The following is a 12240-nucleotide window of genomic DNA, read 5'->3' on the forward strand; positions in this document are numbered from 1 at the left end:
TCATTTTGCCTTACAAAACTGACATCATATACATGTGACTCTAAACATGAATGTTTTTACTATAGCAGAATCAGTCCGCTCCCTCAACTTCATCGGGAATCCGCTTGGAGGAAAGCGTCTCACTAACCGTTCCTATCGCGTAGCCTTTTGATTTAGCTGTAGCAATTATGCCAGGCAGCGCATCTCGTGTTGTGGCTGTAGGATGCATTAATATTAGCGCTCCAGGCTCTAATTTCGCTGCAATTTTGCGCACAACGGCATCTGCCGGCGGTTTCTGCCAATCAACCGTATCAATGGTCCACAGCACCGTTTTTAACCCCTGCTCCTCGGCGATCTGGACAGTAGCTTGATTAAAAGAGCCCGAAGGCGGAGCAAACCATTTGTTGTTTACGTTCAAGCTCGATTTTAATAAAGCTTCGGTTTTGGCTATTTGATTGTATTGCGCTTCCCTGCTAATCGCACTCATATCAGGATGAGTATACGCATGATTAGACATTTCATGTCCTTCAGCTTGTATTTGCTTAGCAACATCAGCGTTTTTACTTAGCCAACTGCCATCAAGGAAAAAGGTAGCTTTCACCTTTTCACGTTTAAGTGTTTTTAAAATGGAATCTATGTACTCATTGCCCCAAGCAACATTGATCATAAGCGATATCATCTTTTTGTTGGGATTGCCGCGAAAGATCGGATGTGGACCAAGATCATTAAGGCTAATTTCGGGTTCAACCTCTTTATATACATAAGGAATGGTTTGAGAAGGCGGAGCGAGCAATGCAGCTTCGAGTGTTTTATCCACATCGACTTCCAAGCCGTTATACCCTGGAATAGCTCTCCAAACACGATCAATCCGCGCGTCTACTGGTGCAATATTCAGCTTATCTGCTTCTTCTGAAATCATGTTCAGCAGCCTCTGCTTCTCCGATTGCGTATAAGAATATTGTGCATAAACCATTTTATTATCATATTTTAAAGAAGAGAGAAATTTTGATATGTCGTCGTTCATACTGACGAATACAAGCACTAGAAGCATGCTTGCCACAATTGCAGCTGATTTTCTAAGCATCATTATTCCCACTCCCATATAAGTCCTCGCACGCTTCCTAAGCTTGACCTTATTTCGGCATGTTAATTCATATGTATGAAAAGTAGGACGAGAATATGCAGCGGATGGGCTAGATGGTGACCCGATGTCGCTTAAAAAAACAAAAAGAGCCAGATCAAATCTGTCTCTTTTCTTCTTATTAATATGACCGCCAAGCCTTAAAAGCTTATTGCGGCGATGCTTCTGGCGTCATCAAAATTTTGGCAGACAAGTTAATACGGCCTTGTCCGTCAATTTCGGTTACTTTAACTTTGATTTGGTCGCCAATGTTAACGACATCCTCTGTTTTTGCAACACGTTCATTTGACAATTGAGAAATATGGACAAGTCCATCTTTGTTCGGCAGAATTTCAACAAAAGCACCGAACTTCTCAACGCGCTTAACCGTACCCATATAAATTTCACCAACAACCACTTCTTTAACAATACCTTCGATAATCGATTTAGCTTTTTGGTTCATCTCTTCGTTTGAAGAAGCGATAAATACCATTCCGTCTTGCTCGATATCGATTTTCACGCCAGTTTCTTCAATGATTTTGTTGATGATTTTTCCGCCTGCGCCAATAACATCACGGATTTTGTCCGGATTAATGCGAAGCGTCAAAATTTTCGGTGCATACTTCGATAAGTTTGGACGAGTAGTCGGCAAGCTTTCGAGCATTTTACCTAGGATGAAAATACGGCCTTGGCGAGCTTGTTCAAGCGATTGCTCCAAAATAGCGCGGTTGATGCCGGCAATCTTGATATCCATTTGAATAGCTGTAACGCCTTCAGCTGTACCTGCAACTTTAAAGTCCATATCGCCGAGATGATCTTCCATCCCTTGAATATCAGAAAGAATTGCAAAGTGATCGCCATCTTTAATGAGACCCATAGCAATACCAGCTACTGGCGCTTTGATTGGTACCCCTGCATCCATCATAGCAAGTGTGCTTGCGCAAATGCTTGCTTGTGAAGAAGAACCGTTAGATTCCAAAACTTCCGAAACAAGACGAATCGTGTAAGGGAATTCAGCTTCAGATGGAATAACTTTGGAAAGTGCACGTTCTCCGAGAGCACCATGCCCGATTTCACGACGGCCTGGCGGACGAAGCGGACGAGCTTCACCAACGCTGAACGGCGGGAAGTTATAGTGATGCATGAAACGTTTTGTTTCTTCTGGTGAAATACCATCCAAAATTTGAACGTCGCCCATTGCGCCAAGTGTACAAATACTTAGTGCTTGTGTTTGTCCACGAGTAAACAGCCCTGTTCCATGTGTGCGAGGCAAAATTGCCACATCACAATCGATTGGACGAATTTCATCAAGCGAACGGCCATCTGGACGAACTTTATCATGAGAAATAAGACGACGTACTTCTTCCTTCACGATGTCATAAAGAACTTCTTTAACATCAGAGAGAAGTTCTGGCGTATCGATATATTGCTCTTCAAAGTGAGCAACTGCTGCGCTGTTAACAGCGTCAATTGCTTCTTGACGAGCATGCTTTTCTTCAACCTTAATCGCTTCAACCAAACCAGCAGAAGCATAAGCGCGAACATCAGCATTCACTTGCTCATTTACAGTATGTAGCTTAACTTCCATTTTCGGTTTGCCGGCTACAGCTTGCAGCTCTTCTATTTTTGCTACGATCTTTTTAATTTCGTCATGACCAAACATAATCGCTTCAAGCATTACTGCTTCAGAAACTTCGTTTGCTTCTGCTTCCACCATCATGATCGCATCTTTCGTTCCTGCGACAACTACAAAAATATCCGTTTCTACGCTTTGCTCTACCGTCGGATTAATAATGAATTCGCCATTAACACGTCCAACGTTTACTCCGCCAATTGGACCGTCAAAAGGAACGTCAGAAATGGATAGTGCAGCAGAAGTACCGATCATAGCCGCAATTTCTGGCGAACAATCCTGATCCACGCTCATTACAATGTTCATGACTTGAACGTCATTCCGGAAACCTTCTGGGAATAACGGACGAATAGGCCTGTCCGTAAGTCGGCTGGACAAAATCGCCTTCTCGCTTGGACGGCCTTCACGTTTAATGAATCCACCTGGAATTTTACCAACAGCATACAAACGTTCTTCATAGTTAACAGTCAATGGGAAGAAATCCAGATCCTTCGGACCTGCTGACGCTGTTACCGTACACAATACGACAGTATCACCATACTGAACAGTGACTGCTGCATTCGCCTGCTTCGCAAGGCGGCCAGTTTCAATGGATAGCGGTCTTCCGCCTACCATCATCTCAATTCGTTGTACCATTTTATCCCTCCTAATAGTTATTCGATTAGTCTATTTCACTGCTAATGGGCAGTTTATTCCGAGTGTTTCCCTATTACAAAAAGCAACCCGAATCCGCTCATCCGTTATTCCCGGACGGCTGGACAACCAGGTTGCTTTTCTTTACGCATGTTTTAGCGGCGTAGGCCGAGTTTTTCGATCAATGCGCTGTAACGTCTAACATCATTGTTTTTAAGGTATGCAAGCAGCTTACGGCGCTGACCTACCATCTTGAGCAAACCACGACGGGAATGATGATCTTTCTTGTGCTCCCGCAAATGTTGAGTCAAGTTAACGATGTTTTCAGTCAGGATAGCCACTTGAACTTCCGGGGAACCCGTGTCAGTTGCATGTGTCTTATGCGTCTCAATCAGTTCGTTTTTACGTACTTGTGTAATTGCCATCCTAATTCACCTCCTTCTTGATAATCGCCATTAGCCTCGAAGCCGTCGGTGAGATCGGACATCCAAGCTAAGGTTAAGTTTGTCCGTATGTCACACAAAATGTATGACTACTTACAACGTTGTATAGTATAACACATAAGGTGGACGAATGTCGAGGATCATAAATAAAGAATGCCCAACATTCGTTTACACACGAATGGATGATACGATCAGTTAGTTGTAACCATGGATCGCCTTCGCTTGCTCAGAATCAGATCCAATCTGCTCAACAAGCTCGGCAATGGAATTGAATTTTTTCTCCGAACGGATAAACGATAGCAATTGCAAACGCATATGCTCACCGTATATATCGCTGTTGAAGTCAAACAAATGAGCTTCCATTACAGGTTTCAGCTCATCTTTATTAAAGGTTGGTTTTAAGCCATAGTTTAAAACACCAGGGTATGCGGTATCACCAACCCAAGCCATTACCGCATAAACGCCAAGTCTTGGCGCGATATATGGGGCATTAAATTGCAGGTTTGCTGTTGGGAACCCGATCGTACGACCTCTTTTGTCCCCATGAACAACGATCCCTTCAACTTCATATGGCCTGCCAAGCAATCGTTCTGCCAGTTCAAGATCACCTTGCTCAAGTGCTTCACGGATATAAGTACTGCTTACTTTTACCCCGTTCTCGATCAAAGGCTCAATGATATGAACAGAAATATCAGGCTCTGCCAGCTGCTTCAAAGTCTCTGCATTACCTGAGCCTTTGTGGCCGAAGTTGAAATCAAAGCCTACAACGACCTGCTTAGCACGGAGTGTGCGCAGAACCTCATTGACGAAGCGCTCAGGTGATACTGAAGCAAACTCAAGATCAAACTTCATTATGAATACAAGATCTACGCCAAGCTCTGCAAATAACGCTGTCTTCGCATCAAAAGGCGTAAGGCAACGATAATATTGCTCACCTTGTCCGAGAACTTCCTTCGGATGAGGATCAAATGTCAAAACCGCTGATAGCATCTCGGATTCCTTCGCCGCATTTACAGCTTGGCGAATCACGTTCTGATGTCCACGATGAACCCCGTCAAAATGACCGATTGCTATGGAAAGCGGTTTGTCCAGCGACAACGTGGACAAACCGTTTAAAGGAAAACTTAATGGAATAATTTCCAACGCTGAAGCACCTGCATTTCCTATTAACTTTCTACAACGATAAGCTAAGCTGAAAACACTTTGATTGGCTTGAAAACATTTGTATTCAAATCAATCTGAAAAATACCTAGAAACGAGCTTTGATCATTATAAAGACGTATAAGTTGTCCATCTAAAGTCAATGCTTCATGTTCCACTGAATGGCTGAGACTAACTTTCTGTCCTTGCAGTGCAAGTTTCCCAAACGATTCTGGAATCGTCACACGATCCAAATGTGTAATGGCTTCATCGGCGGAAATGATATGTCCGCTTAATTCACCGGATTGCTGCAATTGCTCGATTTGCTCAAGCGTCAAGCAGCTTTCCTTTGTAATGCCGCCTGACATCGTTCGCGTCAAATGGGCCATTGTAGCAGGAACACCTAGTGCTTTGCCGATGTCCACACATAACGTGCGAATGTATGTACCTTTTGAACAAACGACAGAAAACGAAATCTGAGGCTGATCAAGATCGAGCTGAGTGTCAATGAGATCTATTTGATGAATCGTTACTTTTCTCGATTTCCGCTCAACGGTCTTTCCTTCTCTAGCTAACTCGTACAATCGCTTGCCATCAACTTTGACAGCGGAAAACATGGGAGGTACTTGATCAATCTCGCCTAAAAACTGCGACAGTGCAAGGCGAACATCCTCTTCTGTAACCGATATTGGCGATTGCCGCGCAATAACTGTACCCGTTATGTCCTCTGTATCTGTTGCAATTCCAAGCTGCAATACGGCTTCATATGACTTAGGCCGCTCTTGCACATATTCGACTACTCTCGTTGCACGCCCAAGACATAGCGGCAATACACCCGTAACCATAGGATCAAGCGTTCCTGTATGACCAATTCGCTTCATCTTTAGCACTCGGCGTACTTTTGCAACCACATCATGAGAAGTCCAGCCTTCAGGCTTCCAAACTGCCAAAATGCCGTCCATCGCTTAAATCAACGCCTTTCTGACTGCTTCCACTAGCTCTTCAATCGAGGTCGTTAAAGAACCTTCAATCCGGCATCCTGCTGCACGCACATGACCGCCACCACCGAATGCTTGCGCAATTGCGGCTACATTGGCTTTGCCTGCTGAACGCATGCTTGCTTTGACTGCACCTTCTTCTGTTTCTTTAAATAGAATGCCGACTTCAACTCCATCTACATTAAGCGCATAATTCACGATTCCTTCTAGATCTTCAGGAACAGCACCTGTATTGCGCAAATCATCTTTGCCAATATAGACCCAGCCGATCTCTAAGTTATCCGTAAATGTGAGGCGATTGAGTGCGAGCTGGAGAAGCTTGAGCTTCGCCATAGTCATTTTCTCTAGAAGATGATCAGCGAGCTCATTGCCGGACACACCTAAAGCGAGCAAATGCGAGGCAATCTCCATGACACGCGGACTCGTGTTGGAATAACGAAACCCGCCTGTATCGGTCAATAAACCAGTGTAGATTGCTGTTGCACAATTCACATCTAATGCGATTTCTGCTCTCTCGATTAAATCATACAATATTTCAACAGTAGCCGCAGCTTCTGCCTGTATAACATTTATGGTGCCAAATCCATTGTTTGTTGGATGATGATCGATATTAAGCAGCTTTGCATCTGGTGCAAAGCTGCTCGCTACCTCTCCAATACGTTTGAAATCCGCACAATCGACCGAAATAATGGCATCAAATGTTTGCTGATTTACATCGCGCTTGTAATTGAGAATTGAATCAAATTGATGTAAGAAACGAAGTCTGGACGGCAGCTCGCTTTCATTAATCAGTACTGCCGACTTCCCAAGTTTCTCAAGCATCCAGCCTACGACAACAGTAGAACTAATAGCGTCACCGTCAGGCTGTACATGTGATACGACCAAAAAATGATCGTAAGTTTTCATGAACGCCAGCGCTTCATCTAGCTGCATCGAATAGCTGCTTTGATTTATCATCGAGCTGAATTCCCATTGTTGATGTTTTCAAGCAATGCCTCGATGCGGCTGCCATATTCAATACTGCTGTCAAACTTGAACAGCAATACGGGTGTATGGCGAAGGCGCATGCGCTTGCCAAGCTCTGTACGAATAAATCCTGTTCCGCTCGCTAGTGCCTTAAGCGTCGCTTCCTTCTGCTCTTCGCTGCCAAGCACGCTTAAATACACTTTTGCTTGTGAGAGATCACTTGATGTTTCAACACCTGTTACAGTAATGAATCCGATTCTAGGATCTTTCAACTCTGTTTGTATAATTTGGCTCAGCTCTTTTTTAATCTGTTCGCCGACCCGCCCTACTCGGATTTTTGCCATGCTTTACTCACCTCTCTACTGATTCCATGACAAATGCTTCGATAATATCGCCTTCACGAACATCGTTGAAACGATCAAGCGTGATACCGCACTCATAACCTGCTGCAACTTCTTTAGCATCGTCTTTGAAACGTTTTAGGGATTCAATTTTGCCTGTGAAGACAACGATACCGCCACGAACCAAACGTGCTTCAGCGTTACGAGAAATTTTACCGTCAGTAATCATACAACCTGCAATTGCGCCAACTTTAGTCACTTTAAATACGTTACGAACTTCAGCGTGGCCAATAACAACCTCTTTGTAGATTGGATCAAGCATGCCTTTCATTGCTTGTTCAATCTCATCGATTACGTTGTAGATGACGCGGTGCATACGAACGTCAACCTTTTCTTGTGCAATTGTTGCTTCTGCTTGTGGATCAGGACGAACGTTAAATCCGATTACGATAGCATTGGAAGCTGACGCCAAAATGATATCCGATTCTGTAATCGCGCCAACACCGCTGTGGATGATTTTTACGCGAACGCCTTCGATTTCAATTTTTGCGAGCGAGCCTTTAAGTGCTTCAGAAGAACCTTGAACGTCGGATTTGATAATAACGTTCAGATCTTTAATTTCACCATCTTTGATATGGTTATACAGATCATCAAGCGTTACGCGTGTATTCGCACCCATATCTGATTGACGCTGTTTAATGGAACGACGATCAGCAATATCACGGGCTTTGCGCTCATCTTCAAATACCATGAACGGATCTCCAGCTAATGGAACTTCTGTTAGACCAGTAATTTCTACTGGCGTGGAAGGACCTGCTTCTTTTAAGCGACGGCCTTTATCATTAACCATTGCTCTAATACGGCCGAAGCAGTTACCTGCAACAAAAGCATCCCCAATTTTCAAAGTACCGTGTTGAACGAGAATACGTGCAACAGGACCTTTACCTTTATCAAGCTCAGCTTCGATAACCGTAGCGCGAGCGCGTTTGTTCGGGTTAGCTTTGTAGTCATTCATCTCAGCAACGAGCAAAATCATTTCAAGAAGGCCTTCAAGACCAATTCTTTGTTTAGCGGAAACTTCGACGAAAATAGTGTCGCCGCCCCACTCTTCCGGAACGAGTTCATATTCAGTCATTTCTTGTTTGATTTTCTCTGTATTCGCTTCTGGTTTATCGATTTTGTTAACCGCTACGATAATAGGAACGCCAGCTGCTTTTGCATGGTTGATGGCTTCAACCGTTTGCGGCATGATGCCGTCATCAGCTGCTACTACGATGATCGTAATGTCCGTTACCTGCGCACCGCGTGCACGCATAAGCGTAAACGCTTCGTGACCAGGTGTATCGAGGAACGTAATTTTTTTATGGTTAATTTCAACTTGGTAAGCACCGATGTGCTGTGTAATTCCGCCGGCTTCTCCGCCTGTAACATTCGTTTTGCGAATGGCATCAAGCAAAGTTGTTTTACCGTGGTCAACGTGACCCATAATGGTAACAACCGGTGGACGTGTCACCAAATTTTCATCTTCGTCTGTTTCTTCTACAGTTTCGAAGGAATCTTCCTCAACAGGAATTTTCACTTCAACCTCTACCCCGTAGTCTGTTGCGATCAAATGAATCGCATCCATATCGATTTCTTGGTTGATCGTAGCCATTACGCCAAGGAAAATCAGTTTTTTAATAACTTCTGATGCATCCTTATGCAGCAATTTTGCCAATTCGCCAACAGTCATTGTACCGCGTACAATAATTTTCTTTGGCGTATTGTCAATTTTCTCGCGTGGCGGTTGTTGTTGGAACTTGCCGCCGCGACCTTTTTGACCACCACGGCCATTGTTGCCTCTGAAGCCGCCTGGTTTGCCGTCTTCAAATCTTTTTTGGCCAGGTCTTGCGTTTCTGTTGTCGTTACCGCGCGCTTGTCCTTGTGCTGGCTTAGAGTCGAAACGACTTTGGCCAGATGGTGCTGGACGGCTGCTTGCGTCTGAACGCGGAGCGCTTGGACGGCTGCCAGTATTGCTTTGTCCGCCTTGTGAAGGACGGCTTTGTCCAGATGATGCTGGACGGCTGCTTTGTCCGCCTTGACCTTGTGATGGACGGCTTGAACCCGCGTTAGAGCCCGCTGGGCGATTACCTTGTCCGCCTTGTCCTTGGCTTGGACGGCTCGAATTAGAACTGCCTTGTGATGGACGGTTGCTGCTTGATTGTGATGCTGGACGACTTGTTTGTTGTCCTGCTGGTCTTTGTTCTGACTGCTGTTGGGTTGTTTGTGGTTTCGTATTAATAGAATTCATAGGCCCCTGTCTGTCTTGATTCGTATTTTTATTTTCTTGTACTGGCTGCGGCTTCTTCTCCTGCTGTTGTGGCTGCTGCGATTGCGGCTTGTTGGCAGTAGGTTGAGCGGAAGAAACCGTTACATTTGTTGTTTCTTGCGCGCGCTTTGCAGCTGCATTTTGTTTAATATTGCGGAAAAAACCTTCAACCTTATTTACCATTTCGTTTTCCATGACACTCATATGGTTATTGACTGGCAAATCAAGTCTTTTTAGGATCGTTATGATTTCTTTGCTGCTCATATTAAGTGACTTGGCATACTCGTAAACGCGCAGCTTATCTTTATTGTCCTTGCTGTCTTGTTTATTGTCCAATATGATCCACCTCCGTATTATGGCTCAGATGACTCGCAATCATTTTTCCGAATTGCGCATCGGTTACCGCTATTACAACCCGTTCTGGCTTACCAATCGCCTTTCCTAGTTGCTCACGGTCGAATGCTTCGGCGAGTTGTATTCCGTAGGTGTTGCATTTGTCACGAAACTTTTTTTTCGTATTGTCTGAAGCATCTCCTGCAAGGATAACGAGATGCACTTGTTTATTTCTTACAGCTTTGAGGACAATTTCATCGCCTGTAATCAGCTTTCCGGCACGCATTGCCATGCCAAGCTGTGATAAGCTCTTATTCTGCTTCATCGCTTATCAGCTCCTTACCAGCAATAAACTGTTCCTCTACCGCTATAAAATCCTGCTCAAGTTGATCGTAAATGTGTTCACCAACATGCTGCTTCAGTGCTCGATCAAGCGCCTTGGATTTCTTCGCTAATTTAAAGCAACTGACTTTACCACATAAATATGCACCGCGGCCAGCTTGTTTGCCTTTCAGGTCAATCTGCACCTCTTCGGCCGGTGTCCGCACAATCCGAATGAGTTCCTTCTTCGGCATCATGTCCTGACAAGCGACGCATTTGCGAAGCGGTACTTTTCTCGGTCTCATTGTACACCCCTCCTCTGCCAGCTGAATTGACGCGTATCTGTTGAAAAATTCAGATTAGTCGATGGATACTGAATCCTGATGCATGACCGTAGTCATTGATTTCGGACGTCCATACTCCTGCTCTGCCTGCGTTTCGCTCTTGATATCGATTTTCCAGCCAGTCAGCTTGGCAGCAAGCCTTGCATTCTGACCTTTAATACCGATCGCAAGCGATAGTTGGTAATCCGGCACGATTACTCTGGCCATCTTCTCTTGTTCGAATACGATAACCTCTAGCACCTTTGAAGGGCTAAGTGCATTCGCAACATATTCATCCACGCTTTCAGACCAACGAACGATATCGATTTTTTCACCTTTAAGCTCGTTTACGATCGTCTGAACGCGCAGTCCTTTTTGGCCAACACATGAACCGACTGGATCAACCTCGGAGTTACGGGAATGAACCGCAATCTTTGAACGGAAGCCAGCTTCACGAGCAACCGAACGAATTTCTACTACTCCGTCATAGATCTCAGGCACTTCAAGCTCGAACAAACGTTTTAAAAGGCCAGGATGCGTGCGGGATAAAATGATTTGAGGACCTTTAGTCGTGTTCTCAACTTTCGTGATATACGACTTCACGCGGTCACCATGCTTAAACTTATCAGTTGGCATAAGCTCAGTCAAAGGCAATACAGCCTCAACCTTGCCTAGATCCACAAATAAATTGCGAACATCCTGACGTTGAACGATACCGTTAACGATATCTTCCTCTTTATCGATAAAAGCATTATAAATCAGTCCGCGCTCAGCCTCACGAATACGCTGAGTAACAACCTGCTTCGCTGTTTGAGCAGCGATACGTCCGAAATCACGCGGCGTAACTTCAATATCCGCAATATCGTCAAGCTGATAATGAGGATTGATTTCTCTTGAAGCCTCCACTGTAATTTCCAGACGCGGATCTAGTACTTCATCAACAACAGTCTTGCGGGCGTATACTTTGATAACACCAGTATGACGGTTAATATCGACGCGTACATTTTGAGCGGTATTAAAATTTCTTTTGTAGCTGGAGATAAGAGCAGCCTCAATGGCTTCAAGGAGCACATCCTTGGTAATCCCTTTGTCTCTTTCTATTTCTTGTAGTGCTTCAATAAAATCCATACTCATTGGACTGGATTTCCCCCTTTCAATATAGAAACGAATATTTAGAACACGATTGCGAGTCTGGCGCCAGCCACCTTAGCATAAGGAATGCTATATTCCTTTTTGGCTGTACGAACGACTGCATTTTCTCCATCAAAAGCAAGTAGCAGCCCCTCAAATTCTTTAGCGCCGCTAATCGGTTCATATGTCGTTATGTAAACGTGCTTACCGATTGCTTTACGTACTTCATCTTCATTGCGAAGCGGTCTTTCTGCACCTGGAGAAGATACTTCCAAGAAATAAACATCTGTAATTGGATCGTTTTTGTCCAATTGCTCACTTATGAATTCGCTGATACGACCGCAGTCATCGATGTCGATGCCGCCTTCTTTATCTACGAAAATACGAAGGAAATAATTGCTTCCTTCTTTTACATACTCAATATCAACCAGTTCAAATCCATTGCTGCTGAGGTATGGTGAAACCATTTCCTGGACAGCGGCTTTGATTTTGGATGTACTCAAATTCAGTTGACCTCCTGTTTATACGCACTATGCCATTTTGCCATTAACAAAACGTAAAGAGTGGGTTT

Annotated in this window: 12 protein-coding genes; all 12 read right to left on the reverse strand. The window is 44.3% G+C overall.

Features of this window, described 5'->3' with window-relative positions; all coding sequences use genetic code 11:
• Window positions 1-70: 70 nt before the first annotated feature.
• The 12 genes from AB4Z50_RS19745 to rimP all read right to left on the reverse strand — a co-directional run bounded on the left by AB4Z50_RS19745 (window position 71) and on the right by rimP (window position 12172).
• Window positions 71-1066 carry a polysaccharide deacetylase family protein gene (locus tag AB4Z50_RS19745; RefSeq protein ID WP_441881239.1) on the reverse strand — a complete coding sequence of 332 codons (996 nt, stop codon included), beginning with the start codon at window positions 1064-1066 and terminating at the stop codon, window positions 71-73.
• Between the two features lie 202 nt (window positions 1067-1268).
• Entirely contained in the window at window positions 1269-3368 is a 2100-nt protein-coding gene (gene pnp / locus AB4Z50_RS19750) for a polyribonucleotide nucleotidyltransferase (protein WP_076269189.1), read from the reverse strand.
• 152 nt (window positions 3369-3520) lie between these two features.
• Window positions 3521-3790: a 30S ribosomal protein S15 gene (rpsO, locus tag AB4Z50_RS19755; protein WP_053375765.1), complete on the reverse strand. Its 270-nt coding sequence runs from the start codon at window positions 3788-3790 to the stop codon at window positions 3521-3523.
• Between the two features lie 213 nt (window positions 3791-4003).
• The gene (locus AB4Z50_RS19760) at window positions 4004-4951 is read right to left on the reverse strand and encodes a bifunctional riboflavin kinase/FAD synthetase (protein WP_441881242.1); all 948 of its coding nucleotides are present in this window, start codon (window positions 4949-4951) and stop codon (window positions 4004-4006) included.
• Window positions 4952-4995: 44 nt separating this feature from the next.
• Window positions 4996-5910, reverse strand: a complete 915-nt coding sequence (gene truB / locus AB4Z50_RS19765) for a tRNA pseudouridine(55) synthase TruB (protein ID WP_441881244.1) — start codon at window positions 5908-5910, stop codon at window positions 4996-4998.
• 3 nt (window positions 5911-5913) lie between these two features.
• Window positions 5914-6903 carry a DHH family phosphoesterase gene (locus AB4Z50_RS19770; RefSeq protein ID WP_441881246.1) on the reverse strand — a complete coding sequence of 330 codons (990 nt, stop codon included), beginning with the start codon at window positions 6901-6903 and terminating at the stop codon, window positions 5914-5916.
• The gene (gene rbfA / locus AB4Z50_RS19775) at window positions 6900-7256 is read right to left on the reverse strand and encodes a 30S ribosome-binding factor RbfA (RefSeq protein WP_054028943.1); all 357 of its coding nucleotides are present in this window, start codon (window positions 7254-7256) and stop codon (window positions 6900-6902) included. Before rbfA ends, AB4Z50_RS19770 begins: the two co-directional genes overlap by 4 nt.
• Window positions 7257-7263: 7 nt before the next feature.
• Entirely contained in the window at window positions 7264-9825 is a 2562-nt protein-coding gene (gene infB, locus AB4Z50_RS19780; protein ID WP_441881435.1) for a translation initiation factor IF-2, read from the reverse strand.
• 61 nt (window positions 9826-9886) lie between these two features.
• On the reverse strand, window positions 9887-10219 hold the full coding sequence (locus AB4Z50_RS19785) for a L7Ae/L30e/S12e/Gadd45 family ribosomal protein (RefSeq protein ID WP_054028945.1): 333 nt from the start codon (window positions 10217-10219) through the stop codon (window positions 9887-9889).
• Window positions 10206-10520, reverse strand: coding sequence for an RNase P modulator RnpM (rnpM, locus tag AB4Z50_RS19790; protein ID WP_076269184.1), 315 nt, complete (start codon window positions 10518-10520; stop codon window positions 10206-10208). Before rnpM ends, AB4Z50_RS19785 begins: the two co-directional genes overlap by 14 nt.
• Before the next feature lie 54 nt (window positions 10521-10574).
• A complete protein-coding gene (gene nusA / locus AB4Z50_RS19795) occupies window positions 10575-11672 on the reverse strand; it encodes a transcription termination factor NusA (protein ID WP_054028947.1) in 1098 nt (365 codons plus the stop codon).
• Window positions 11673-11710: 38 nt separating this feature from the next.
• Window positions 11711-12172: a ribosome maturation factor RimP gene (gene rimP / locus AB4Z50_RS19800; protein WP_441881249.1), complete on the reverse strand. Its 462-nt coding sequence runs from the start codon at window positions 12170-12172 to the stop codon at window positions 11711-11713.
• Window positions 12173-12240 lie beyond the last annotated feature (68 nt).

Source organism: Paenibacillus sp. 2TAB26 (assembly GCF_052115145.1).
In the GTDB taxonomy this organism is placed as follows: Bacteria; Bacillota; Bacilli; order Paenibacillales; family Paenibacillaceae; genus Pristimantibacillus.